Here is a 22,076-nt window from a genome sequence, read left to right on the forward strand (position 1 = left end):
ATATACTTTCGGGTGGGGTGAGGTTTAACAAGAAAATACCCCCGGAGCTTACAGCTTCGGGGGTATTTTAGTGGGGTGGTGGGCGCTAACTATTTCACCTCAATAAACACTGGGTTGGAATAAAACCACAAATCCGGCCACGGGTTTTCGCCCAGCGGATCGGCCTGCGGTTCCAGTTCGTCGGTCGCGGTGCCACGCAGGCGGACATAGCCGTCGCGTTCAGCTTTGAATGAATAGTTGAAGGTGATGATCTCACCGTCGCGCGTCCAGTCGGCAGAGGTAAAGCGCTTGACAACGCGCGTGGTCGGATTGCTGTCGGCCTTTGTATCCGCCTTGCCGGTGATATCTCCCATGATCACATCGACGCGCTTAAGCTCTGGCCGGTCGCCGTTGGCATTGGGGCCCGCCGGATCGCGCAGACGCACCTTAAGCGTCACGGTCTGTCCGGCCTTGACCAGGGCCGTGTCGCCGACGTTGGCACCCGCGATATCCATATCCAGCTCGCTGATCAGGTCGCCGGGCGCCACAAAAATCCGGCCATTTCGCAGACCATCCATAATGTCGGCCTGATCAGGGGCTGCCCACACGTATGTCTTGGCGTACTGACCGGGCCAAAAATCTTCGCCGCCGTCTTCGATATTGCGGTGAGAATCCGACGTGGGCGTGATCCAGAAACGGCGGCCTTCGCCGAGGAACGAATCCCACACCCCGCCGACCTTAGCCGTCATAATATCAAAGCCGCCGTAGGTCGGTGAATTGACATAGTAGCCACGCTTACGAGGACTGTCGGTGGCCTTCAGCGAGGTGCCCTGATGGCCCGGCGCGCCTTCCATGCCAACGGCGACGCTGGGGGCCGTGTCATGCCACGCGCGCAGTTCCCACGGCGTATGACCATTATAGTCGGAGGCGCCTTTTGCCGAACGCGACGGATGATGCGCAAAGACCAGCGGTTTGGGTGTCAAGCCGTCCATGTCGCGCAGGGCTTTCAGCATGTTTTCGGTTGAATCGCGCGTGGGATCATCAACCTCATGCTTGGAATAGGCTTGCTCCAAGCGGCGCAGGCGTTCGCGCTCATCGGCACCTATCGGCAGAATGATCGACGAATGATCCCCACCCGGCGTATCGAACTCCATGCCGTAAAAGATAATAAGGTCAGGCATCGACTTACGCGCTTCAACCACTTCCGGCCAGGTCTGGTCATAGTGCAGTTGCGACAACCCAAGCCCGCCGTGATCGGTCGAGACAAACCACTTTAGCCCGTACTTTTGCGCCATCTCGGCATTTTTCGGGATGGTGTAGATACCGTCCGTGCCCAGCACATACTGGCCATCCTTGACCTTACCCGAAAAGCGGCTGTGGACATGGTGATCCCCGGCCAGCCACTGACGCATGGGCTCGGCGTGGGCCGTAGCCGCCATCAGAGCCAGAATTGAGGTGAGGGTGGCATATAACGGGCGCATGGCGATGTCCTTATCCAGATAAGCCTGCCATAGCGAGCCTGTTTGACGGTTTTGTAACGGTATAGCTGTTTATACAGATGCTATCAGCCATCACGCCGACCGCGATAGGTGTTGACCAGACGGGTGCGTTGAGATTCGCACATCCGAAATGGGCAAAGTCAGACAAGTTGCTCATTTGTAACATATTTGTGTCACTTTTGCACGCCTCGCCGCTCGCGTGGTAGCGGTAACGACGGTTCCGTTTTCCCCTTATGCGTGTGTAATTGTGCAGGTGACAGTGCCAATGCGAAAAAAAGTCAAATAGGTTCTTAATTAATTTCATTCGCCACAATTCGGTTAAGCTGCGGACATATTTGATCTTTTATAATTTCCTTATGCGCCGGTCTGCGAAATGGGGAAGGAAATGCCTCAAAAAGTCGCTTTAAACAGCTTGACGTTTAACGCAAGCGCGGCTTTTTTAATCACAAATCACATTGTTGGGAGTAACAAAGTGATCGCCATTTGTACCTTAATGGTTCATAATGGCTACGCATTGTGTGTGCATAAGGCCCTGACAGAGCAGTTTTAGAACTCAGTATGGGCCGTTGTAACGCAAAAAGATTCCCCAAGAGGGCAAAGACGGGCCAAACGGTCCGGATTTTTTTGAGGGGAATTTGGTTTTAACACGGGGTAAACGCTTCCCCCTTTAGTCCTTGGTCAGCCCGTTACGGGTCACGTCCTAATTCAGGAATTGGCGAAAAATGCTCGAACACAAGAAACACAACCCTCTCATTGCTCTGCTCGGTGCGGCTGCACTGTTCATGAGTGTCCCCAGCCTGGTGGCCGCGGCTCCGGCTACTCCGGCGGCTGAAGCGGCTCCGGCCCCAGAATCTGCACCGGCTGCGGCTCCGGCTGATGACGCTGCGGCTCCGGCCGAAGCTGGTCACGGTGATCTGACCGTCGCCGGCATGTTCATGATGGCCGTGCCGGTCGTTAAGGTCGTGATGATCGGCCTCGTGCTGATGTCCGTCCTGTCCTGGATTATCCTGGTCGTCAAGATGATCGAATTCAGCAGCCTGAACAAAGCCTCGAACAACTACCTCGAAGCTTTCCGCGGCGCCCGCTCGATCGCTGACATCAACCGCGTTTCGGTGTCTGACGAATTTGCCGGTAACCCGATGGCCGATATGGCCGCTGTGGCGACCGAAGAAGTTCAGATATCCAAGTCCGCGGGTCTGTCGATCTCCGGTGAACACCGTGACTCGACCCTGCACCGCGCTGAATCTTCGATCAACGCCGTTCAAGCCGGTCTGTCCAAGCGCCTTTCGGGTGGCTTGACCTTCCTGGCTTCGACCGGGTCGCTTGGGCCATTCATTGGTCTGTTCGGTACGGTTTACGGGATCATGAACTCCTTCATCGGTATCGCGAACACCAACACCACCAACCTGGCCGTTGTGGCGCCGGGTATCGCTGAAGCTCTTCTGGCTACGGGTATTGGTCTGGCTGCCGCTATTCCGGCCGTTGCCATGTACAACATCTTCAACACCATGATCGCTGCTTACGGCACCCGTTCGGAGCAATTTGTTTCGGAACTGATGAATACGCTGTCGCGTCAACTCGACAAAGGGGCGTAATTTAGATGGGAGCCAAGCTATCAGGTGGCGGCGGCTCGAAGTTTCATATCGAGCAGAACAGCGAAATTAACGTTACGCCGTTCGTCGACATCATGCTGGTGCTTTTGATTATCTTCATGGTGGCCGCCCCTATGGCCACTGTGTCGGTAGAAGTTCAAATGCCAACAGCCGTCGCCCCACCGCAAGAAAACCCGCCCAAACCGGTATTCATCTCCATCCAAGCTGATGGTGATTTGTTTATCGGTGACGGTCCCACATCAGTCGATGGCTTAGGTGCAGATCTGAAGCGTCTGATTGGTAAGCGTAATCCCGATGAAGAGCGCATCTTTATTCGTGCTGACAAGAAGGTTCGCTACGGCACCTTCATGGAAGTCATGAACGCATTGCAGGACAGTGGTTTCTACAGTGTGGCTCTGGTCGGCGAAGACGGTAACAAGTAAGGAGGGCCCAGACACTATGGAAGAGACCCCCCACAGACGCCGCGACCCGATTCTGGATCCGCCCCCTAATAAGAACAAGGGTGCTATCTTTATCGGTGTCGGTGTTGCCGCCGTATTCCACGTTGCTCTCGGGTACTATATCTACAAAGAAAAGTTCGAGATCAAAGAAGTCCAGTATGTGGATGAGAAGATAGATACGACGCTGGAGGAGCTTCTGCCACCTCCGCCGCCGCCTCCGCCGCCTCCGCCACCACCACCCGACTTGCCGCCGCCACCGCCCAAGCTCCAGATTCGTGAGCCGGTTGTGACGGACGTACCGGCACCGGAACCTATCCGGATCGAGCCGACCAAGAAGGAAGACCGGGTTGAATATGAGGGGCCCCCTCAAGTCATCCCCGGACCGCCGCCGCCGCCTGCACCCGTGGTTCCTGCTGGACCGCGTTACGTGAAAGCGGAATGGGCAAACTATCCTTCGGGTGATGCCGCGCTCAACTTCTACCCACCGCGCGCTTTAGACGGTGAAGTCGAAGGTGAAGCCACCGTTGAATGTTCTTTGGCAACCAATGGTAAGGTCACGGCCTGTACAGTCATCAGCGAAAAGCCTGCGGGCTATAAGTTTGGTGAGCAAACCGTGAAGCTTCTGGTGCGTTATGCGCGCGCTAAGCCTCAGACCTCTGACGGTGCTATCCGAGACGGTGATAAGATTAAGATCCGCTATCGCTGGACCTTGAACTAATCCGTTCGATCCCCACTAAAAGAAACACCCCGCAGGCCACTGCGGGGTGTTTTTCTATGTCAACGTGGTTCGTGCGGGGCGCGAGTTTTTGTGATCACAGTTTATTGACTTTGAGACGCAAAATTCTGCGGTACTCTGATGCTGCATTCCCCAGCGTCAGATTGGGGAGGCGCAACAACCATAAGTCCTGTCGTTCTTAGGGTTCATGAGCTTTTGTGTGTCACGATGTCGTGGCCAAAGCCGCTTGATATTTTGGCCTTTCGGGCTTGCTGCGCTTAATGCCGGTGGCCCAGATATGTGGCATGACGGACGCAACCGACCAAAGGGCGTCACGACCTTTTACAGGGGTTTATCATGTCCGAAGTGGCGCATAATGTTTATCATCCGCTGTTTGCAACGACCGTTCATCGCCGGTTATCACCGTCCGTTTTGGCCGGGCTGGGCGTTGCAGCCCTGCTGCATGCGGGGATTGCGGTCTATCTGATCAATCAGAATTTTCAGATGATTGAACTGCCGCCGCAACCGCCGGAAGTCGTAACCAAGGGCGTTATGGTCAGGTTTGCGCCGCCACCGCCCACGCCACAACCGAAATCACCGCCCATCGATCTGCATAAATCCCCGATCACCCCGCTGGCCTCGCCGCCGATCTCGGTGGAGCCGTCAACGGTTGATCCCGGCCCGGTGGTCACGACATCGCCGCCCGTGACGATAACGACCGGTGTGCCAACTGAAACTACGGGCACGTCATCGCAACCGGCTGCGTCGCCCTATGTCAAGGCGCAGTGGGCCAGCTATCCGACCGGGGAGGCAGCGCTGAGCTATTACCCCAAACGCGCCCTCGACGGCGAAGTTGAGGGCGAGGCGCTGGTGGAATGTACCTTCAACGCGTTAGGCAAGATTACGGCCTGTGCGGTTTTGTCTGAAAATCCGGCCAAGTACGGCTTTGGTCAGGCAACCGTGAACCTGCTGGTTGCGCACGCCCGCGCCAAACCGCAAACGGCCAATGGTGCGTTACGTGACGGTGACAAGATGAAGATCCGTTATCGCTGGTCGCTTGACTGATCTGCGGAATACACAGGCAGTCTTCGGGCTAAAGGCTCTGAAGATTGCTGATTGTAATTTGATACGGGCTGGGCGATACTTCGCGAAAATTGGAACAGGCATCAGGTGACATCGCTCATGAACTCAAAGCATATATTCGCAGGCATAGCCGCCCTTGCGCTGGCGTCGGTTGCGGCCTGCACTACCAATGAAACGCTTGGGCGGTCACAATTGCTGCTGGTTGACAATGCGCAATTGGCCGAGCCCGCCATGGCGGCCTGGCAGGAAACGCTCAAGACCTCCAAGATTTCCAATGACGCCGAGATGAACCGCCGGGTGAAAACCGTTGGTGCCCGCATCGTTCAGGCCGCGGGTTTGTCGGGGCAGGCGTGGGAATATGTCGTGTTCGATAACCCTCAACCTAATGCGTTTGTCATTCCCGGCAACAAGGTCGGTGTCAATTCCGGCCTGTTCAAGGTCGTCAAAAACGATGATCAACTGGCCGCGGTTCTGGGTCACGAAACCGGCCACAATATCGCGCAACATGCGGCTGAGCGTTATTCCCAGCAGGTGGCCACCTCGGTCGGTATTCAGGTCGCTGCCGGGGCCACATCCGGCCGCACCCAACAGGTGATCTCAAGCTACGGCGGCATCGGGGCGCAACTGGGCGTTATACTGCCGTTCTCGCGCCAGCATGAACTTGAGGCTGATAAGATCGGCGTCGATCTGATGGCCAAGGCCGGTTACAAACCGTCTGAATCGATCGCCCTGTGGCGCAATATGGCCGCGCAACGCACCGGCGGGGCTCAGCCACAGTTTTTATCGACCCATCCATCGGATGACACCCGCATCAGCCAATTGCAAGCCTATATCAAGTCGAAGGGCTATAGCTGATCCCGATGGCCTTAAGTCTTTACTGGGCATAATTGTGCCTTTGGCATAACTTCGCACTTGATCACGGACGCGGCCTCGGTTAGAGACAGCGCCCTGACATTGTGTCGTGTAAGCTATGTCTTGTGATAGCGTGCCGTCTTAGCTCACTTGGTAGAGCGCCAGATTGTGGCTCTGGAGGTAGCTGGTTCGAAACCAGCAGACGGTACCATCACCAACCTTTCCGTAAATGGTCATATTGCCGCAAGCCGCCATTCTTGTGTGGCGTAGGTAATGTCGAATGTTTAAACAGGCGCCATTCCATACAAAGCGGATATGCGATGACGGCATCACCCTATAGCGTAATCATAATCGGCGGCGGCATAGTGGGCCTGTGTGTGGGCTTGCGCGCGCTTGATCTGGGGCTGTCGGCGACGATTGTGGCCAAGGACGACGTGATGGCCACGACCTCGGCCATGTCGGCGGGGATGGTCGCGCCGACGCTGGAGGCCATGACCGAAGCCGATCCTCATTTGAGTTTTGCGCGCTATGCGACCGCGCAGAAATCCTGGACGGCCTTTGCGGACGGCATTGGGCTGACCGCTGTGCTTGAAATGGCGCAGCCCGGCATATGGTTGTGGGAGCCGGGGCCCACGGCGGATGACATGCTGAAACGCTTTACCGACATGGGGGCGCGCGCCAAGCTGATGACGGACGCGAGCCTTGGGGCGATTGGCTATGATGCGCCGTTTTTAGGGATTGAGATTTCCGGTGACTGGGTGATTTCGCCTGAGCCGGTTTTGGCCTATCTCAAGAACCTGTTCCTTGAGCGCGGCGGGCAGTGGCGTGAGGGGAATGTCCTTAAGGTCACAGCTCATGAGGTCGTGCTCGCGGGTGATGAACACTTAAGCGCCGGTCATGTGGTGGTGTGTGCAGGCTTTGGCTCGGCGCGTTTTTCTACGGATGTGCCGTCGCTGTCGACCCTGTCGCCGATCAAAGGGCATTTGCTGGATATGGCGCGCAAATCCGATTCAGCTTTAGCGGGACGTATGGTGCGCTCACCATGGGGTTATTTTGTATTCTATGATGGCTTGTCGAAGTTCGGCGCGACCATGCAGACTGGACGCAGCGATTTGGATATCGAAGATAACGCGGTCGCGTCGCTGAAGGACAAGTCGCTGAAGTTCACATCCGGACTTATGGCCGCGATTGATGATGACGCGGTGGCGCGGGTAGGGGTGCGGGCCGCCAGTCCCGATCACTGGCCGCTGATCGGTCAGGATGCGGCGTCTGGCGTATGGGTGGCCACAGGGATGCGCCGCAATGGCTGGATCTACGGACCCTATGCCGCCGAAGCGATTATCGCGGGTCTGACCGGTGTAACTTTGCCGGACGATGCCGGGCTATATGACCCGAATAGGTTTAATTAACCCCCAGTTAACCATAAGGCGGCAAAATTTGCCGTATGAAATTCGGTTTGATTCCCACATCAGGCGGTGAAGCTGCGGCCCAAACTAAGGGGACAGCAAACACCAATCCGGTCATGCAAGCCCTGCAACGGGCTTCGCAGACGACCGGCGTGGATTTCAGCTATCTGGTCAAGACCGCCCAGCGCGAAAGCTCGCTTAATCCGCGCGCCAAGGCCCCAACGTCTTCGGCGGCGGGCCTGTTTCAGTTTATCGAACAGACCTGGCTGGCCACGGTCAAAAGCCACGGGGCCAAGCACGGCTATGGGGCCTATGCCAATCAGATCGTCAAGGGCGCTAATGGCCGCTACAGCGTGCCCGATAGCGCCGCCCGTAAGCAGGTGCTGGGTTTGCGCTATGACGCCACCGCCGCCTCAACCATGGGCGCGGAACTGACGGCGGGTAATGCCGCCTATCTGAAAGGCCGGACGGGGCGTAATCCGTCGGCGGGTGAGCTATATGCCGCGCACTTTCTGGGGCCGGCGGGGGCTGCGCAATTGATGCAAGCCCATGACAGCCGGCCGGGGGCATCGGCGGCAGCTCTGTTCCCGCAGGCAGCCGCGGCTAATCGCTCGATATTCTATAAGCAGGGCCGGGCGGCGACCGTGGCCGAAGTCATGGCCAACCTGACCAGCAAGGCGGGTGGGGCGGTGACTATGCCGGATATGCAACCCGATGCGATCGAGGAAAGCTTAAGCGGGTTTCTGGTGGCGCGCGCCCAGCGGGTTGATGCCAATCAGGCGTTGCTGGACATGATGTTCGGCTCAGACAACGGCGATAAGGGCCTGCTGTTCCAGACTCAACTCCTGTCGGCCTTCGGCCCGGAAAAGGACGAAGACCAACAGGATAAGAGCGGGCTGTTTGGCTAAACTTGCGGGGCCAGCAGGGCCTCGGCAGCGGCTTTTTCAGCCGGTGTCATCCGACCTTTCAGAATTTTGAGCACGGCTTCGGCATTGGGGTGACCGGCTGTCTGCGCCAGCGTCAGCCACGCATAAGCCTTGGTGTGGTCAGTCTCGCCGCCTTCGCCCTTCATCATCATGACCCCCAGGTTAAACATGCCGTCGGCCTGACCGCGCACGGCGGCGGCTTCAAACCATTTGCGGGCCATGACCTGATCCTTGGGCAATATCTGGCCGTTGTAAAAGTAAGTGCCCAGCGCGTTCTGGGCGTCACCGTCGCCACCAATCGCCGCTTCCTTATAGAGGCTCAAAGCCCGATCTGGATCGGCCTTGACGTTCTCGCCCAGATCATAGGCCCGCGCCACAGCATAGGTCGCTCCGGGGTGCTTTTGCCTGGCGGCGTGCCAGTACCAGTCCAGCGCGGTTTTGGGATTAGCCTTTATCGTTTCTTCGCCGGAATAGAGGATATTGGCCAGCGCGTATTGGGCGGGCGCGTAACCGTGGCTGGCGGTATCCGTGTAGTGTTTTACAGCCTTGCCCAGATCGCGCGGCGTGTCGTAGCCGAAATAGTACATATCTCCCAGAGTCTTACCTGCCGGAGCGTAACCAACGTCATAGGCATGGTCGAACCATTTACGGGCGGCCTTTGGGTCTTTGGGGACATCAAAACCGATCAGATGGATCTTAGCCAGTGTCATAGACGCTTCGACCATGGGCGTCATGTAATCTGAGGTCGTCTTATAACTTGACCGGTTGGGTTGCAGCGCCAGTTTTTCATACCATTTTATGGCTTCGGGGACATTCTTCTCAGTGCCAACACCATAAAGGTGCATTTTGGCGATCATGAGTGCGGCCTCATGATACCCTATCTTGCTATATGACTTTTTGAACATCGCCAGAGATTCTGGGTATTTTCCGGCATTGTACAGATCAACCGCTTCGCGCATAGTGGTGTCGCGAGCGCGTATATGAGCGCGCCCTGCAGCGAAACCATAATCTGCGGGGCCGCATCCCCTGTTGTACGGTCCCCGACCGGCGAGCCCATTTAGTGAACGGCTGGTGTCGCGAAGATAGAACGCATTGTATTCGCGTGAGGCATCGCCATAGGGACTGCTGGTACTGAATCTATAATCGTCACTGCCTTCACGGATGGCGCGACGCGCATAGCCGTCGAACGTGGAACCGGTCGATGACATAAAGCCGCAAGAGGATGCGGAACTTACATCAATCGTCAGGGAGTCGGTTGGAGGGGTGAGTTTCCCAAACACCGTAACGGTCGTGATATCACCTTCGGCCCGATTCGCTGGTTTAACGGCCTCTGAAGGCGTTTTCTGAGCAGTCTCAGTCTGCGTATTCGCAACATGGGGCGTACACAAAACCGCAGCGGTGAGCATAAACATGCAGATGTGGTTTTTCTTAATCGCCGTCATTTTTTCCCTCCCGATAATACTTGTAATTTAAGACTTGGCTGGCGGTGACAGGATAGCCAGAGCCTGCGCCTTATCGGCATCGGTCATGCGCTTCTCAAGGGCGGTGAGGGCCGCTTTGGCGCTTTCGTGGCCCTTGGCCTGCGCCAGGCGGAACCAGACCCAGGCCTTGACCAGATCTTTGTCGCCGCCTTCGCCCTTCATCAGCATGACGGCGAGGTTGAACATGGCGTCATCCTGCCCCTGACGGGCGGCGGCTTCGAACCATTTGCGGGCTGAGACATCATCCTTGGCGATCTGGCCCCCCTGATAGAAATAGGTGCCCATGGCGTTCTGAGCATCGGCATTTCCGGCCAAGGCGGCCTCTTTATAATAGACCAGCGCCTTGGTCGGATCAGCATCGGCGCCTTCACCAGCGTCATAGGCACGAGCGACCGCATGAAGCGCGCCGGCATGGTTTTGCTTGGATGCTTCATAATACCAGGCGACGGCGGTTTTAACGTCGGCATTGGTGCCATCGTCGCCATAGTAATAGATTTCCGCCAGCGAATACTGCGCAGGCGTGAACCCAAGCTTGGCGGCTTGCGTGTAATATTCGACGGCTTTTTTGACATCCTTGGGGGTGTCATAGCCATAGTAATAGATATCACCCAGGGTTTTGGCCGCCGGGACATAGCCGACATAGTTGGCCCGCTCAAACCACTTGCGAGCTTCCTTGGGGTTTTTGGGCACGCCCAAACCGATCATATAGACCTTGGCCATCAGAATGGCGGCTTCGCTTATGGGGGTGAGGCTGTCTTCGGGGTATTTGGGATCAAACGGCGGCATCTGCTGTGTGATATCAAAGGCCGTGCCGGCGGCACGCTCCAGCCATTTCAGACCTTCGGGGACGTCGGCGGTGCCGTGCAGGCCATAGACATAGATTTTGCCGATCATCAGCGAGGCCTCAACGCCGCCCTCGGCATCGGTCAGTTTGGCGTAGGACTTTTTCGCCATCTCCAAGGCTTCGGGGTATTTCTTGGCATCGAACAGGGCATAGGCTTCGGGCAGGGTCTTGTCGCGACGGGCGATATGGGCGCGTCCGGCCGCATAGGCCAGATCGCCGGGTGAGCAGTACTGGGCTATATTGGATTCGCTAACGCTGCCGTTTTCCATTCGGTTGAAAAAACCCGCCGCCGCATTGGACGATGTTGAGGCGTCGCCAAACGGGCTGTTCTCACGGAAATAGGTGTTGCCGTCACCCTGTGACATAGTGCCGTCGTCATTATAGGTGACGCCGGCTGAGGCCATAGCTTCGGGGCTGGCATTGCCGGTGGTCGCCGCGATGTAATCCTGAATGAAATAGGTCTCGGAATTGCCCATGCCGGAGGACATGAAGTTACAGGAACTGGCGGTTCTGGGATTTAACCGCAGGGCGCGTTCGGCGGTCTTGGGCTTAGTCTTGCCTTCGACGGTTACGGTCGTTTCTGCCGGGATAGCCGCAGCGGCTTTAGCTTCAGGGCTTTGAGCCCAAGCCGGGCAGGCCGCGCCGATAGTCGCCCCTATAATAAATGTATATGCGACAAACGCACCTGTGGCGGCTGTGGATTTCAATGACATGACTGTCCCCCTGAATGTGTTCCCTGTCGGCAGCTTAAATGCGGTGCCGGTTTATTGCGGTACATAATGCCCGCTTTGGTGGAGCCGTCAACTGCAATCAGGTAGTGATCAAAATTGATCACCCATGGGTGTGTTATGCGGCTGAAATGGCGCTGTCGGAGCCGTGGGCAAACCAAGGCGTTGCGGAAACGCGTTTCCCCTTATTGTTTTTGGATTTTTCCGACATCAGGTCTTGACGGGGAGGGAATCCTTGGGCATAAGCGCGACCTCTGTTGGATCGGCTGTGGTGCCTCAAGTGATTGGGGTGTCAGACGCGGTTCGCAAATCAAACGTTCAGGCACGGAATTGAGCCTTATACCGTAAGGCTCGAAACGGTGTCTGTTTTTTTGCTTTCATCTATAGGGAAACCGATAGATGAGGGTGGTAGTTGCGGAATATGCGTTCAGTCTCTTTTTTAGAGCCTGAGTTGGTCTTTGAAATGGTTCACTGCACGCGTTAAACCCGCAAGCTCTTTTATTGGAATACGAGCGATATGGATCGTCAGAATATCCGCATCAGACTCAAGGCCTTCGATCATCGCGTGCTGGATCATTCCACACGCGAAATCGTGAACACGGCCAAGAGAACGGGCGCCACCGTTCGGGGGCCTATTCCCCTGCCTACGCTCATTGAGCGTTTCACCGTAAACCGTTCGCCGCACGTCGATAAGAAGTCCCGCGAACAGTTTGAAATTCGCACGCACAAGCGTGTGCTCGACATCGTCGATCCGACTCCTCAGACCGTGGACGCGCTCATGAAGCTCGACCTGTCGGCGGGTGTCGATGTCGAGATTAAGATCTGAGGATATTGACCATGCGGACGGGCTTGATTGCCAAAAAGCTGGGCATGACGCGTTATTTCGATAACGATGGCGTCCATGTGCCAGTTACCGTTCTCTCCCTAGAGGGCTGCCAGGTTGTGGCGCAGCGTACGAAGGACAGGGACGGCTATGTCGCGCTCCAGCTCGGTGCTGGATCGGCGAAAGCAAAGAACACCACGAAGCCGGAGCGTGAGCGCTTCGCCAAGGCTCAGGTTGAGCCCAAGGCGATCCTCGCTGAGTTCCGTGTTTCCGAAGACGCGCTTGTCGACGTCGGGGCTGAACTGTCGGCTGACCACTTCGTTGAGGGGCAGAAGGTCGACATTCAGGGCACGACCATCGGTAAGGGCTTTGCCGGCGCCATGAAGCGCTGGAACTTCGGTGGTATGCGTGCAACTCACGGTGTGTCGGTGTCTCACCGGGCGCACGGTTCAACGGGTCAGCGTCAAGACCCGGGCCGTACCTTCCCAGGTAAGAAGATGGCCGGTCACTACGGTGTTGAAACCGTTACGACCCTGAACCTCGAAGTGGTTCGCGTTGATGCCGAGCGTGGCCTTCTTTATATTCGCGGTGCTGTTCCCGGTTCGGAAGGGTCTTTCGTCAAGATCCGTGACGCCGTGAAAAAGGCCGCTCCGCAAGGTCTGCCGTTCCCTGCTGGTATTAAGTCTGTAGCTGCCGCTCCGGTCGCTGCAAATGAAGCCCCGGCTGAGGCTCCTGCCGCAGAAGAGGGAGCTGAATAATTATGAAAATCCAAGTCACCAATCTGAACGCTGATCAAGCGGGCGAGCTGGAACTTTCGGACAACGTCTTCGGTCTCGAAGATATCCGCTCCGACATTCTGGCCCGCGTCGTGAACTGGCAGTTGGCCAAGCGCCGCGCCGGTACGCACAAGGTTCAGACCCGCAACGAGAATTCTCGTACGGGTAAGAAGATGTATAAGCAAAAAGGCTCCGGCGGCGCGCGTCACGGCTCACGTCGTGCCCCGCAGTTCGTTGGCGGTTCGCGCGCTTTCGGTCCGGTCGTTCGCTCTCATGCGTTTGACCTGCCTAAGAAGGTTCGTGCGCTCGGCCTGCGTCATGCTCTGTCGTCCAAGGTAAAGTCCGGCTCGCTGATCATTCTTGATCAGGCGATTGTGGATGCCCCGAAGACCCAAAGCCTGCTGGCATCTTTTGAGAAGCTCGGCCTGAAGAACGCGCTGTTTATCGCGGGTCCTGAAGTCGACACCAACTTCGCTCTGGCTTCGCGCAACATCCCGAATATCGATGTGCTGCCGAACGCCGGTCTCAATGTCTATGACATTCTGCGTCGTGAAAAGCTGGTTCTGACCAAGTCTGCGGTCGAAGCCATCGAAGCACGCTTTGCTGTGGGAGCTTAAGAGATGGCTGCTACTATTCGCAATTACGACGTTCTTCTGTCGCCGCACATCACCGAAAAGGCCACTCTGCTTTCCGAGCAGAACAAGGTTGTCTTCAAGGTGGCGCTGGACTCCTCTAAGGACGAAGTCGCCTCGGCGGTTGAAGCGCTTTACGGCGTGAAGGTCACTAAGGTGAACACGATCGTCCAAAAGGGCAAGACCAAGCGCTTCAAGGGCATTAAGGGCCGCCGCATTGATGTCAAAAAGGCGATTGTTACCCTCGAAGAGGGCCAATCCATAGACATCACAACCGGCTTGTAAGGAGAGGTTTGAGCAATGGCTTTAAAGCAATATAATCCGACCTCCCCCGGCCGTCGTCAGCTTGTTCTGGTTGACCGCTCGGAACTTCACAAGGGTCGCCCTGAGAAATCACTCGTCGAAGGCTTGACCAAGTCCGGCGGTCGTGGTGCCGGTGGCCGTATCGCTGTCCGCTTCCGCGGCGGTGGTGCCAAGCGCCTGTACCGCATCATCGACTTCAAGCGTCGTAAGTTTGATGTGGTTGGCACGGTTGAGCGTCTGGAATATGACCCTAACCGTACCGCGTTCATCGCTCTGATCAACTACGCCGACGGCGAAAAGGCCTATATCCTGGCCCCGCAACGCCTCAAGGCCGGTGACCAGATCATCGCCTCTGAAAAGGTTGACGTGAAGCCTGGTAATGCCGCTCCGCTGCGCGCCCTGCCGATCGGCACGATCATCCACAATGTTGAGCTGAAGCCGCTTAAGGGTGGTCAGTTGGCCCGCTCGGCCGGCGCCTATGCTCAGCTTGTTGGTCGTGACGCCGGTTACGCTCAGATCCGTCTGGGTTCGGGCGAGCTGCGCATGGTGCTCGACACCTGCATGGCGACCGTCGGCGCTGTGTCCAACCAGGACCACATGAACGAAAACCTCGGTAAAGCCGGTCGCGCTGTCCATAAGGGCCGCCGTCCACACGTCCGCGGTGTCGCCATGAACCCGATCGACCACCCGCACGGTGGTGGTGAAGGCCGTACCTCCGGTGGTCGTAACCCTGTGACACCTTGGGGCAAGCCCACCAAGGGTCGTAAGACTCGTACCAACAAAGCGACGGATAAGTTCATCATCCGCTCGCGTCACGTTAAGAAGGCTCGCTAATCCATGGCACGCTCCGTATGGAAAGGTCCTTTCGTGGATGGTCACCTTCTTAAGAAGGCTGACGCCGCGCAGGGTTCCGGTCGCAAAGAGGTCATTAAGACCTGGTCGCGTCGCTCGGTCATCATGCCCCAGTTCATTGGGCTGACGATCGGCGTATATAATGGTCAAAAGCATGTGCCCGTAATCGTGTCGGAAGACATGGTCGGCATGAAGCTCGGTGAATTTTCGCCTACGCGGAACTTCCCCGGTCACGCCGCTGACAAGAAGGCGAAGAGGAAGTAATTATGTCTCAGACAAAAAATCCTCGCCGCGTTGAAGCCAACGAAGCCCGCGTTAAGCTGGTTTCGGTGCGCATCAGCCCGCGTAAGCTCAATCTGGTCGCTCAATCCATTCGGGGTCTGAAGGTGCAACGCGCCCTCAACGAACTGGAATTCAGCCACAAGCGCATCGCCAAAGACGTTCGCAAGGCTCTGTATTCGGCTATCTCCAACGCCGAAAACAACCACAACCTGGACATCGACAACCTGTTTGTCGCTCAGGCTTATGTGGGCAAGGGCATTGTCATGAAGCGTTTCGCTTCACGGGCTCGTGGCCGTTCGTCGCGTATCCTCAAGCCGTTTTCGGAAATCACGATCGTGGTTCGCGAATTCGGTGCCGAAGCTGCTAAAGGGGCTGCGTAATGGGTCAGAAAGTTAATCCTATTGGTCTGCGCCTCGGCGTTAACCGCACCTGGGACTCGCGCTGGTTCGCGGCGCGTCAGGAATATGCCAAGCTGCTTCATCAGGACCTGAAGATCCGTAAGGAACTGAAGGAAAAGCTGAACGCTGCCGGTGTGTCGCGCATCATCATCGAGCGTCCTCATAAGAAGTGCCGCATCACCATCTACGCTGCCCGTCCGGGCGTCGTGATTGGTAAAAAAGGCCAGGACATCGACAAGCTGCGTAAGGACATCGCCACCCTCACTGAGGGCGAAGTGTTCCTGAACCTGGTCGAAGTGCGTAAGCCCGAAGTTGACGCTCAACTGGTTGCCGAGTCTATCGCTCAGCAGCTTGAGCGCCGTATCGCCTTCCGCCGCGCCATGAAGCGTTCGATCCAGTCGGCTATGCGTCTGGGCGCCAAGGGCATCCGTATGAACCTTTCGGGCCGTCTCGGTGGTGCTGAAATCGCGCGTATGGAATGGTACCGTGAAGGCCGCGTGCCTTTGCATACTATTCGTGCTGACATTGACTTCGGTTTCGCTGAAGCTCTGACCACCTACGGTATCATTGGTATCAAGGTGTGGATCTTCAAGGGCGAAGTCCTTGAGCACGATCCGATGGCCCAGGACAAGCGTTGGGCGATTGAGGCGGCTGGCCCATCGTCGAACGAACGTCCTGAGCGCTCTGACCGTAACCGCGGCCCGCGCCGCGATCGTAATCAGAAGGAGGCTTAAGAGCCATGTTGCTCCCTAAGCGCACCAAATACCGCAAGGCTTTCAAAGGCCGTATTCATGGAAACGCCAAGGGCGGCTTTACGCTGAACTTTGGTTCGTATGGCCTGAAGACGGTCGAGCCTGAGCGCCTGACAGCTCGTCAAATCGAAGCTGCCCGTCGTGCGATCACCCGCCAAATGAAGCGCCAAGGCCGCGTTTGGATCCGTATTTTCCCTGACCTGCCGGTCACGGGTAAGCCTGCCGAAGTCCGTATGGGTAAAGGTAAGGGTGCGGTGGATTACTGGGCCGCGCGCGTGGCTCCGGGTCGCATTCTGTTTGAAATCGACGGCGTGCCGGACGATATCGCTCGCGAAGCTCTGCGCCTCGGCGCGGCCAAGCTGCCGGTTCGTACCCGCGTCGTGACCCGCCTTGATGCCGGCATTGCGCCGGTCGCTGAGGCTGCGGAGTAGGATCATGACCAAGATTGCTGACCTGCGGGGCAAGACCCCTGACCAATTGCACGAAGAACTGCTCAATCTGAAGAAAGAGCAATTCAACCTGCGTTTCCAGAAGGCCACTGGCCAGATGGAAAAGACTCACCGTGTAGACGAAGTCCGTAAGGACATCGCCCGCATTAAGACCCTTTTGACGGCCCAAAAAGCCTAAGGAGAGACCATGCCCAAGCGTATTCTGGAAGGTCTGGTTGTTTCCGATAAGGGCGACAAGACCATCGTTGTTAAGGTTGAACGCACCGTTCTGCACCCGCTCTTGAAAAAGACGGTTCGCGTATCGAAGCGCTACCACGCCCACGACGAAGCTAACACCTATAAGGCTGGCGAAACCGCACGCATCATCGAATGTGCGCCTAAGTCGAAGCTGAAGACCTGGGAAGTGCTTCCTAAAGAAGCCTAATGGCTTCGCCAAAAAGTTTGAAAGCTATGCTTTCAATACGTTTTTGGCGGGTCAATTCAGGAAAAATGCTCTTGAAGCCGGTCTTCGGACATTTTTAAGTTTACTTCTAACGCGGAATGAGGCTTATGCCTCATTCCGCGAATATTTGTCGGTATAGCGTTGTGGTCTGCTTTGGCCGCAAAACCTGCCGAAAAAGAAATTCAAATCATGAGTAGGGGCCTGCCCTGACCGCGTGATTTGCTCGTATCGTTTCAAGCCAAGGCACCTTAAGCAACAGCGAAGGGTTTTGGCTTGGGTTTCAAGGAAGTTTGAACATGATTCAGATGCAAACTAACCTGGATGTTGCCGATAATTCCGGCGCACGCCGGGTCATGTGCATCAAGGTGTTGGGTGGCTCTAAGCGCCGCTACGCCTCGGTGGGTGACCTGATCGTCGTTTCCGTTAAGGAAGCGATTCCGCGTGGTCGCGTGAAGAAGGGTGATGTGCTGCGCGCCATCGTCGTTCGCACCGCGAAAGACATCCAGCGTAAAGACGGATCGGTGATCCGTTTCGACACCAATGCTGCCGTGATCGTCAATAAGTCGTCCGAGCCCGTTGGCACTCGTATCTTCGGCCCGGTTCCGCGCGAATTGCGCGCCAAGAACCACATGAAGATCATTTCGCTGGCGCCGGAGGTGATCTGATATGGCTGCGAAGATTAAGAAAAACGACACCGTTGTTGTGTTGACCGGTAAGGACAAGGGCCGTCAAGGCAAGGTCCTTCGGGTACTGACTGAAGAAAACCGCGTCGTCGTGCAAGGCATTGCTGTGGTTCAACGCCACACCCGCGCCAGCCAGACGAACCCGCAAGGCGGCATCATCAATAAAGAAGCCGCTATCCACGTTTCGAACGTCGCCCACATCGACCCTAAGTCCGGCAAGCCAACCCGCGTTGGTTTCAAGATTGACGGCGACAAGAAGGTGCGCGTCGCCAAGAAGTCCGGTGAGGTCATCAATGGTTAGTTCTGGGGCTGATACGAAGTATACACCGCGTCTCAAGACGGTTTATCTTGAGACCATCCGTGAGGCCATGAAGGCTGAGTTCGGTTACACGAACGAAATGCAGGTCCCTAAGCTTGACAAGATCGTTGTCAACATGGGTATCGGCGAGGCCGTGGCTGACTCTAAGAAGGTAAAGGCTGCGATCAAGGATCTGGCCGCTATCACGGGTCAAAAGCCGGCTGAAACCAAGGCTCGTCAATCCATCGCCGGCTTTAAGCTGCGCGAAGGTATGGTGATCGGCGCCAAGGTGACGCTGCGCAAGGAGCGCATGTATGAATTCCTCGACCGCCTGATCACGATCGCGCTGCCGCGCGTGAAGGATTTCCGCGGCTTGAACGGTAACTCCTTCGACGGTCGTGGCAACTATGCCATGGGCCTGAAGGAACACATCGTGTTTCCGGAAATCAACTACGACCAAATCGATCAGATGTGGGGCATGGATATCGTTGTCTGCACCACGGCTTCGAGCGACAAGGAAGCCAAGGCTCTCCTGAAGCACTTCCAGTTCCCGTTCACGTCGTAAGCGGGGAAAGAAAGATATCATGGCAAAGAAAAGCGCAATTAACCGCAACGAGATGGTCAAGAAGCTGGTGGCTCAATATGCCGCTAAGCGCGAAGCCCTCAAAGCGATCGCTGTCGATGAGTCTCTTCCGCTGGAAGAACGCTTCGATGCCCGTCTGAAACTGGCCAAGTTGCCTCGCAACTCGGCGCCCAACCGCATCCGTAACCGCTGCGAAATCACCGGTCGTCCGAGAGCTTTCTATCGTAAGCTTAAGATGAGCCGTATCGCTTTGCGTGAGCTTGGCAACCAGGGACAAGTCCCCGGTCTGACCAAGTCAAGCTGGTAAGGGAGGATTGAAATATGTTCGTTAACGATCCTCTGAGCGACATGATCGCTCGTATCAAGAATGCGGCCATGCGTAAGCGTTCCAGCGTTCTGACCCCGGCCTCCAAGCTGCGCGGTCGCGTGCTCGACGTCCTTAAGGACGAGGGCTATATCCGCGGCTACGAGCTTCTGGAAGTTCCCGGCGAGTTTCCTCAGTTCCAGATTGAACTGAAGTACTTCGACGGTGAGCCGGTCATCGCGGAAATCGCCCGCGTGTCAAAGCCTGGCCGTCGCGTCTATTCGTCGATCAAAGATCTGAAGCCTATCAAGAATGGCCTCGGTATCTCGATCCTGTCCACGCCCAAGGGCGTCATGTCTGACAACGCAGCCCGCGACAACAACGTCGGCGGCGAAGTCCTCTGCCGCGTCTACTAAGACCGGCTGATAGGAAATTAAGACCATGTCTCGGATTGGTAAAAAAGCTATTGCTGTCTCGAAGGGCGTGACCATCACGCTTAACGGGCAGGACATTCAGGTTAAGGGCCCCAAGGGGCAACTGGCCTGGACTGTCGTTGAAGAAATCGAAGTCAAGTATGAGGGCGACGAAATCACTGTCGCTCCGCGTGGTGATACTAAGCGTCACAAGTCTATGTGGGGCCTCAGCCGCACCCTGATCGCCAATATGGTGAAGGGCGTGACCGATGGCTTCGAGCAAAACCTGGAACTGGTCGGCGTGGGTTACCGCGCCGCCATGAAGGGAACCTCGCTTGAGCTGCAACTCGGTTTCTCGCACCCGGTCGAAGTCCCGGCGCCTACCGGCGTCACCTTCGTGGTGCCTAAGCAAACCGAAATCAAGATCCAGGGCATCGACAAGCAAGTCGTCGGTGAACTGGCCGCCAAGATCCGCAAAATTCGTCCGCCTGAGCCCTACAAGGCCAAGGGTGTTCGTTATGCCGGCGAAAAGGTTCGCCGCAAGGAAGGCAAGAAGAAGTAAGTCATGGCTCTGTCTCCTCGTGAACAATTGGCTCGTCGCGCGCAACGTAATCGTACGCGCCTCAAGAAGCTCTCCAACGGCCGCCCGCGTTTGTCGGTGTTCCGTTCGGATAAAAACATCTACGCTCAGATCATCGACGATCTGAAAGGCGTGACCGTCGTTGCGGCGTCCTCGCTGGAATCGTCGACCAAGCGTGGTTCGGACGCCTCCGCCGCCACCGAAGTTGGTAAGCTGGTTGCCCAGCGCGCCATCGAAGCCGGTATCAAAGACGTTGTCTTTGATCGTGGTGGTTACATTTATCATGGCCGGGTGAAGGCGTTGGCAGATGCCGCGCGCGAAGCCGGTCTCAACTTCTAAGGGGTACGTTCATGGCTCGTCCTAGCGAAAACCGCAATGAGCGTCGCGATCGCACCGAAGAACCTTCGGAATTCGTAGAAAAGCTCGTCGCCATCAACCGCGTCGCCGCTACCGTTAAGGGTGGTCGTCGTTTCTCGTTCGCCGCTCTGATGGTCGTTGGTGACCAAAAAGGCCGCGTTGGCTACGGTCACGGTAAGGCCCGTGAAGTGCCGGAAGCTATCCGCAAGGCTACCGAAGAAGCCAAGAAGTCGCTCGTTCGCGTGCCGCTTCGTGAATCCCGCACCCTGCACCACGATGGCTACGGCCGTTGGGGCGCCGGTAAGATCCAGCTTCGCGCGGCCCCTCCGGGCACCGGCGTGATCGCAGGTGGTCCTATGCGTGCGGTGCTTGAAACCCTGGGCGTTTCCGACGTGGTCGGCAAGTCGCTTGGGTCTTCGAACCCTTACAACATGGTGCGCGCCACGTTTGAAGCGCTGAAGGTGCAGTCTTCGCCCCGTCAGATCGCCTCCAAGCGCGGCAAAAAGGTTGGCGACATCCTGACGCGCCGTAACGACGGCGCTTCGTCGCCGGAAGCGATTGAGGGCTAATCATCATGGCACAAGTCACAGTCAAGCAGACGGGTTCGCCCATCCGCCGTACCAAAGATCAGCGCGCAACACTCGCCGGTCTGGGCCTGAACAAGATGGGCCGTGTCTCCACTCTGGAAGATACGCCTTCGGTTCGCGGCATGATCGCCAAGGTGGCTCACCTGATCGAAATCGTAGACTAAACAAATGCCCGGAGGAAACTCCGGGCATTTGCTATTTATAGAAGCTCCCTTCTCCCTGCTTGCGGGGAGACGGTGGTTCGAAGAACCGGATGAGGGGCCTCTTACAAACAGGTTTTGCCTCTCACCCTAACCCTCTTCCCGCAAACTGGGAGAGGGAAATCCATCAACGCCGAGTCCGCACAGTGCGGGCGCATTCAGATATGAGGCATAAAATGACAAAATTGAACGAAATCCGCGATAACGAAGGCTCGACCAAGGGCCGTATGCGCGTAGGTCGCGGCCCTGGCTCCGGCAAGGGCAAGACCGCAGGTCGCGGTGTGAAGGGCCAGAAGTCCCGTTCGGGCGTCTCGCTGCTGGGCTTTGAAGGCGGTCAAATGCCGCTGTACATGCGTATGCCTAAGCGCGGTTTCAACAACCCGTTCGCTCTGAAATTCGCTGAAGTTAACCTGTGGCGCCTGCAAGACGCCATCGACGCCGGTAAGATCGATGCCAAGGCTGAGATCACCGGTGCTGTGCTTAAGGCTGCGGGCGTTATCCGTCGTGAACTCGATGGCGTGCGTCTGCTGGGCGAAGGCGAGCTTAAGTCCAAGGTTACCTTGAACGTTTATTCGGCGACCGCAGGGGCCGTGAAGGCCGTTGAAGCTGCTGGTGGCACCGTGACCCAAAAGCGTCCGGCCAAAAAGTCGGCTGAGTAAGTTATCCACGGGTGATGCATCATCCGTCAAAGGGCAGGGCGCTTTGATTAACCCTGCCTCTTGGCCTTTGGCGCTCACCCGCCTATATCTGCCGGAGTTCGTTGAGTCTGAATGATCAGACTTTTTGGGGACTTTCT

At 56.7% G+C, this 22,076-nt stretch carries 31 protein-coding genes and 1 tRNA gene; 29 read left to right on the top strand and 3 right to left on the bottom strand.

Going from position 1 to position 22,076, the window contains the following annotated elements; all coding sequences use genetic code 11:
* Nucleotides 1–89: 89 nt before the first annotated feature.
* A complete protein-coding gene (locus tag OVA03_RS00615) occupies nucleotides 90–1,460 on the bottom strand; it encodes a phosphoesterase (protein ID WP_267526317.1) in 1,371 nt (456 codons plus the stop codon).
* Nucleotides 1,461–2,200: 740 nt separating this feature from the next.
* Between OVA03_RS00615 and OVA03_RS00620 the strand changes: the two genes are divergently transcribed.
* The 8 genes from OVA03_RS00620 to OVA03_RS00655 all read left to right on the top strand — a co-directional run bounded on the left by OVA03_RS00620 (nucleotide 2,201) and on the right by OVA03_RS00655 (nucleotide 8,495).
* Complete coding sequence (locus tag OVA03_RS00620; RefSeq protein WP_267526318.1) at nucleotides 2,201–3,073, top strand: MotA/TolQ/ExbB proton channel family protein; 873 nt, start codon at nucleotides 2,201–2,203, stop codon at nucleotides 3,071–3,073.
* A 5-nt stretch (nucleotides 3,074–3,078) separates the two neighbouring features.
* Nucleotides 3,079–3,513: a biopolymer transporter ExbD gene (locus OVA03_RS00625; protein ID WP_267526319.1), complete on the top strand. Its 435-nt coding sequence runs from the start codon at nucleotides 3,079–3,081 to the stop codon at nucleotides 3,511–3,513.
* Between the two features lie 16 nt (nucleotides 3,514–3,529).
* On the top strand, nucleotides 3,530–4,249 hold the full coding sequence (locus OVA03_RS00630) for a TonB family protein (RefSeq protein WP_267526320.1): 720 nt from the start codon (nucleotides 3,530–3,532) through the stop codon (nucleotides 4,247–4,249).
* Between the two features lie 354 nt (nucleotides 4,250–4,603).
* The gene (locus OVA03_RS00635) at nucleotides 4,604–5,311 is read left to right on the top strand and encodes an energy transducer TonB (protein ID WP_267526321.1); all 708 of its coding nucleotides are present in this window, start codon (nucleotides 4,604–4,606) and stop codon (nucleotides 5,309–5,311) included.
* Between the two features lie 117 nt (nucleotides 5,312–5,428).
* Nucleotides 5,429–6,184, top strand: coding sequence for a M48 family metallopeptidase (locus OVA03_RS00640; RefSeq protein ID WP_267526322.1), 756 nt, complete (start codon nucleotides 5,429–5,431; stop codon nucleotides 6,182–6,184).
* Nucleotides 6,185–6,316: 132 nt separating this feature from the next.
* Nucleotides 6,317–6,392: transfer RNA gene (locus OVA03_RS00645), tRNA-His, on the top strand.
* A gap of 109 nt (nucleotides 6,393–6,501) precedes the next feature.
* Nucleotides 6,502–7,590, top strand: coding sequence for an NAD(P)/FAD-dependent oxidoreductase (locus OVA03_RS00650; protein ID WP_267526323.1), 1,089 nt, complete (start codon nucleotides 6,502–6,504; stop codon nucleotides 7,588–7,590).
* Nucleotides 7,591–7,625: 35 nt separating this feature from the next.
* Entirely contained in the window at nucleotides 7,626–8,495 is an 870-nt protein-coding gene (locus OVA03_RS00655; protein ID WP_420710448.1) for a transglycosylase SLT domain-containing protein, read from the top strand.
* Here the strand turns inward: OVA03_RS00655 and OVA03_RS00660 are convergent.
* Both OVA03_RS00660 and OVA03_RS00665 read right to left on the bottom strand, forming a co-directional pair.
* Entirely contained in the window at nucleotides 8,492–9,721 is a 1,230-nt protein-coding gene (locus tag OVA03_RS00660) for a tetratricopeptide repeat protein (RefSeq protein WP_267526324.1), read from the bottom strand. The two genes, OVA03_RS00655 and OVA03_RS00660, sit on opposite strands and share 4 nt — an antisense overlap.
* Nucleotides 9,722–9,982: 261 nt before the next feature.
* Nucleotides 9,983–11,551, bottom strand: a complete 1,569-nt coding sequence (locus OVA03_RS00665) for a tetratricopeptide repeat protein (RefSeq protein WP_267526325.1) — start codon at nucleotides 11,549–11,551, stop codon at nucleotides 9,983–9,985.
* A 532-nt stretch (nucleotides 11,552–12,083) separates the two neighbouring features.
* On the opposite strand from OVA03_RS00665, the gene rpsJ reads away from it, so the two are divergent.
* From rpsJ to rplO, 21 genes are all read left to right on the top strand, one after another.
* Nucleotides 12,084–12,392 carry a 30S ribosomal protein S10 gene (rpsJ, locus tag OVA03_RS00670; protein WP_006273890.1) on the top strand — a complete coding sequence of 103 codons (309 nt, stop codon included), beginning with the start codon at nucleotides 12,084–12,086 and terminating at the stop codon, nucleotides 12,390–12,392.
* A gap of 11 nt (nucleotides 12,393–12,403) precedes the next feature.
* Entirely contained in the window at nucleotides 12,404–13,147 is a 744-nt protein-coding gene (rplC, locus tag OVA03_RS00675; protein ID WP_189488185.1) for a 50S ribosomal protein L3, read from the top strand.
* Nucleotides 13,148–13,149: 2 nt separating this feature from the next.
* Entirely contained in the window at nucleotides 13,150–13,782 is a 633-nt protein-coding gene (rplD, locus tag OVA03_RS00680) for a 50S ribosomal protein L4 (RefSeq protein WP_189488187.1), read from the top strand.
* 3 nt (nucleotides 13,783–13,785) lie between these two features.
* Nucleotides 13,786–14,082 carry a 50S ribosomal protein L23 gene (locus OVA03_RS00685; protein ID WP_267526326.1) on the top strand — a complete coding sequence of 99 codons (297 nt, stop codon included), beginning with the start codon at nucleotides 13,786–13,788 and terminating at the stop codon, nucleotides 14,080–14,082.
* A 15-nt stretch (nucleotides 14,083–14,097) separates the two neighbouring features.
* Entirely contained in the window at nucleotides 14,098–14,934 is an 837-nt protein-coding gene (gene rplB / locus OVA03_RS00690) for a 50S ribosomal protein L2 (protein WP_267526327.1), read from the top strand.
* Between the two features lie 3 nt (nucleotides 14,935–14,937).
* Entirely contained in the window at nucleotides 14,938–15,216 is a 279-nt protein-coding gene (gene rpsS / locus OVA03_RS00695) for a 30S ribosomal protein S19 (protein ID WP_189488193.1), read from the top strand.
* Between the two features lie 2 nt (nucleotides 15,217–15,218).
* Nucleotides 15,219–15,614 carry a 50S ribosomal protein L22 gene (gene rplV, locus OVA03_RS00700; protein ID WP_189488201.1) on the top strand — a complete coding sequence of 132 codons (396 nt, stop codon included), beginning with the start codon at nucleotides 15,219–15,221 and terminating at the stop codon, nucleotides 15,612–15,614.
* The gene (gene rpsC / locus OVA03_RS00705; protein ID WP_189488203.1) at nucleotides 15,614–16,366 is read left to right on the top strand and encodes a 30S ribosomal protein S3; all 753 of its coding nucleotides are present in this window, start codon (nucleotides 15,614–15,616) and stop codon (nucleotides 16,364–16,366) included. The genes rplV and rpsC overlap by 1 nt, the downstream gene beginning before the upstream one ends.
* A gap of 5 nt (nucleotides 16,367–16,371) precedes the next feature.
* The gene (gene rplP, locus OVA03_RS00710; protein WP_189488205.1) at nucleotides 16,372–16,815 is read left to right on the top strand and encodes a 50S ribosomal protein L16; all 444 of its coding nucleotides are present in this window, start codon (nucleotides 16,372–16,374) and stop codon (nucleotides 16,813–16,815) included.
* A gap of 4 nt (nucleotides 16,816–16,819) precedes the next feature.
* The gene (rpmC, locus tag OVA03_RS00715; RefSeq protein ID WP_189488207.1) at nucleotides 16,820–17,011 is read left to right on the top strand and encodes a 50S ribosomal protein L29; all 192 of its coding nucleotides are present in this window, start codon (nucleotides 16,820–16,822) and stop codon (nucleotides 17,009–17,011) included.
* Nucleotides 17,012–17,020: 9 nt separating this feature from the next.
* Nucleotides 17,021–17,257: a 30S ribosomal protein S17 gene (gene rpsQ, locus OVA03_RS00720; protein WP_189488209.1), complete on the top strand. Its 237-nt coding sequence runs from the start codon at nucleotides 17,021–17,023 to the stop codon at nucleotides 17,255–17,257.
* A 314-nt stretch (nucleotides 17,258–17,571) separates the two neighbouring features.
* Nucleotides 17,572–17,940 carry a 50S ribosomal protein L14 gene (gene rplN, locus OVA03_RS00725; protein WP_189488211.1) on the top strand — a complete coding sequence of 123 codons (369 nt, stop codon included), beginning with the start codon at nucleotides 17,572–17,574 and terminating at the stop codon, nucleotides 17,938–17,940.
* 1 nt (nucleotide 17,941) lies between these two features.
* On the top strand, nucleotides 17,942–18,259 hold the full coding sequence (gene rplX, locus OVA03_RS00730) for a 50S ribosomal protein L24 (protein WP_189488213.1): 318 nt from the start codon (nucleotides 17,942–17,944) through the stop codon (nucleotides 18,257–18,259).
* Nucleotides 18,252–18,821 carry a 50S ribosomal protein L5 gene (gene rplE / locus OVA03_RS00735; RefSeq protein ID WP_267526328.1) on the top strand — a complete coding sequence of 190 codons (570 nt, stop codon included), beginning with the start codon at nucleotides 18,252–18,254 and terminating at the stop codon, nucleotides 18,819–18,821. Before rplX ends, rplE begins: the two co-directional genes overlap by 8 nt.
* A 19-nt stretch (nucleotides 18,822–18,840) precedes the next feature.
* Nucleotides 18,841–19,146 (top strand): 30S ribosomal protein S14, encoded by a 306-nt coding sequence (gene rpsN, locus OVA03_RS00740; RefSeq protein ID WP_267526329.1) that lies wholly within the window; start codon nucleotides 18,841–18,843, stop codon nucleotides 19,144–19,146.
* Nucleotides 19,147–19,160: 14 nt separating this feature from the next.
* Nucleotides 19,161–19,559, top strand: coding sequence for a 30S ribosomal protein S8 (gene rpsH, locus OVA03_RS00745; protein WP_189488225.1), 399 nt, complete (start codon nucleotides 19,161–19,163; stop codon nucleotides 19,557–19,559).
* A 25-nt stretch (nucleotides 19,560–19,584) separates the two neighbouring features.
* Nucleotides 19,585–20,118, top strand: coding sequence for a 50S ribosomal protein L6 (gene rplF / locus OVA03_RS00750; RefSeq protein WP_267526330.1), 534 nt, complete (start codon nucleotides 19,585–19,587; stop codon nucleotides 20,116–20,118).
* 3 nt (nucleotides 20,119–20,121) lie between these two features.
* Nucleotides 20,122–20,475 carry a 50S ribosomal protein L18 gene (rplR, locus tag OVA03_RS00755; RefSeq protein ID WP_267526331.1) on the top strand — a complete coding sequence of 118 codons (354 nt, stop codon included), beginning with the start codon at nucleotides 20,122–20,124 and terminating at the stop codon, nucleotides 20,473–20,475.
* Between the two features lie 11 nt (nucleotides 20,476–20,486).
* Nucleotides 20,487–21,062 (top strand): 30S ribosomal protein S5, encoded by a 576-nt coding sequence (gene rpsE / locus OVA03_RS00760; RefSeq protein WP_189488231.1) that lies wholly within the window; start codon nucleotides 20,487–20,489, stop codon nucleotides 21,060–21,062.
* A gap of 5 nt (nucleotides 21,063–21,067) precedes the next feature.
* Nucleotides 21,068–21,244, top strand: coding sequence for a 50S ribosomal protein L30 (gene rpmD, locus OVA03_RS00765; RefSeq protein ID WP_189488233.1), 177 nt, complete (start codon nucleotides 21,068–21,070; stop codon nucleotides 21,242–21,244).
* A gap of 212 nt (nucleotides 21,245–21,456) precedes the next feature.
* A complete protein-coding gene (gene rplO / locus OVA03_RS00770; RefSeq protein ID WP_267526332.1) occupies nucleotides 21,457–21,939 on the top strand; it encodes a 50S ribosomal protein L15 in 483 nt (160 codons plus the stop codon).
* Nucleotides 21,940–22,076 lie beyond the last annotated feature (137 nt).

It is taken from the genome of Asticcacaulis sp. SL142 (assembly GCF_026625745.1).
GTDB lineage: Bacteria > Pseudomonadota > Alphaproteobacteria > Caulobacterales > Caulobacteraceae > Asticcacaulis.

Bases quoted from the DNA above. Each gene is read 5' to 3' on its own strand.
- OVA03_RS00615 (WP_267526317.1), bottom strand. From the start codon at position 1,460: ATGCGCCCGTTATATGCCACCCTCACCTCAATTCTGGCTCTGATGGCG.
- OVA03_RS00620 (WP_267526318.1), top strand. From the start codon at position 2,201: ATGCTCGAACACAAGAAACACAACCCTCTCATTGCTCTGCTCGGTGCG.
- OVA03_RS00625 (WP_267526319.1), top strand. From the start codon at position 3,079: ATGGGAGCCAAGCTATCAGGTGGCGGCGGCTCGAAGTTTCATATCGAG.
- OVA03_RS00630 (WP_267526320.1), top strand. From the start codon at position 3,530: ATGGAAGAGACCCCCCACAGACGCCGCGACCCGATTCTGGATCCGCCC.
- OVA03_RS00635 (WP_267526321.1), top strand. From the start codon at position 4,604: ATGTCCGAAGTGGCGCATAATGTTTATCATCCGCTGTTTGCAACGACC.
- OVA03_RS00640 (WP_267526322.1), top strand. From the start codon at position 5,429: ATGAACTCAAAGCATATATTCGCAGGCATAGCCGCCCTTGCGCTGGCG.
- OVA03_RS00650 (WP_267526323.1), top strand. From the start codon at position 6,502: ATGACGGCATCACCCTATAGCGTAATCATAATCGGCGGCGGCATAGTG.
- OVA03_RS00655 (WP_420710448.1), top strand. From the start codon at position 7,626: ATGAAATTCGGTTTGATTCCCACATCAGGCGGTGAAGCTGCGGCCCAA.
- OVA03_RS00660 (WP_267526324.1), bottom strand. From the start codon at position 9,721: ATGTCATCGACCGGTTCCACGTTCGACGGCTATGCGCGTCGCGCCATC.
- OVA03_RS00665 (WP_267526325.1), bottom strand. From the start codon at position 11,551: ATGTCATTGAAATCCACAGCCGCCACAGGTGCGTTTGTCGCATATACA.
- rpsJ (WP_006273890.1), top strand. From the start codon at position 12,084: ATGGATCGTCAGAATATCCGCATCAGACTCAAGGCCTTCGATCATCGC.
- rplC (WP_189488185.1), top strand. From the start codon at position 12,404: ATGCGGACGGGCTTGATTGCCAAAAAGCTGGGCATGACGCGTTATTTC.
- rplD (WP_189488187.1), top strand. From the start codon at position 13,150: ATGAAAATCCAAGTCACCAATCTGAACGCTGATCAAGCGGGCGAGCTG.
- OVA03_RS00685 (WP_267526326.1), top strand. From the start codon at position 13,786: ATGGCTGCTACTATTCGCAATTACGACGTTCTTCTGTCGCCGCACATC.
- rplB (WP_267526327.1), top strand. From the start codon at position 14,098: ATGGCTTTAAAGCAATATAATCCGACCTCCCCCGGCCGTCGTCAGCTT.
- rpsS (WP_189488193.1), top strand. From the start codon at position 14,938: ATGGCACGCTCCGTATGGAAAGGTCCTTTCGTGGATGGTCACCTTCTT.
- rplV (WP_189488201.1), top strand. From the start codon at position 15,219: ATGTCTCAGACAAAAAATCCTCGCCGCGTTGAAGCCAACGAAGCCCGC.
- rpsC (WP_189488203.1), top strand. From the start codon at position 15,614: ATGGGTCAGAAAGTTAATCCTATTGGTCTGCGCCTCGGCGTTAACCGC.
- rplP (WP_189488205.1), top strand. From the start codon at position 16,372: ATGTTGCTCCCTAAGCGCACCAAATACCGCAAGGCTTTCAAAGGCCGT.
- rpmC (WP_189488207.1), top strand. From the start codon at position 16,820: ATGACCAAGATTGCTGACCTGCGGGGCAAGACCCCTGACCAATTGCAC.
- rpsQ (WP_189488209.1), top strand. From the start codon at position 17,021: ATGCCCAAGCGTATTCTGGAAGGTCTGGTTGTTTCCGATAAGGGCGAC.
- rplN (WP_189488211.1), top strand. From the start codon at position 17,572: ATGATTCAGATGCAAACTAACCTGGATGTTGCCGATAATTCCGGCGCA.
- rplX (WP_189488213.1), top strand. From the start codon at position 17,942: ATGGCTGCGAAGATTAAGAAAAACGACACCGTTGTTGTGTTGACCGGT.
- rplE (WP_267526328.1), top strand. From the start codon at position 18,252: ATGGTTAGTTCTGGGGCTGATACGAAGTATACACCGCGTCTCAAGACG.
- rpsN (WP_267526329.1), top strand. From the start codon at position 18,841: ATGGCAAAGAAAAGCGCAATTAACCGCAACGAGATGGTCAAGAAGCTG.
- rpsH (WP_189488225.1), top strand. From the start codon at position 19,161: ATGTTCGTTAACGATCCTCTGAGCGACATGATCGCTCGTATCAAGAAT.
- rplF (WP_267526330.1), top strand. From the start codon at position 19,585: ATGTCTCGGATTGGTAAAAAAGCTATTGCTGTCTCGAAGGGCGTGACC.
- rplR (WP_267526331.1), top strand. From the start codon at position 20,122: ATGGCTCTGTCTCCTCGTGAACAATTGGCTCGTCGCGCGCAACGTAAT.
- rpsE (WP_189488231.1), top strand. From the start codon at position 20,487: ATGGCTCGTCCTAGCGAAAACCGCAATGAGCGTCGCGATCGCACCGAA.
- rpmD (WP_189488233.1), top strand. From the start codon at position 21,068: ATGGCACAAGTCACAGTCAAGCAGACGGGTTCGCCCATCCGCCGTACC.
- rplO (WP_267526332.1), top strand. From the start codon at position 21,457: ATGACAAAATTGAACGAAATCCGCGATAACGAAGGCTCGACCAAGGGC.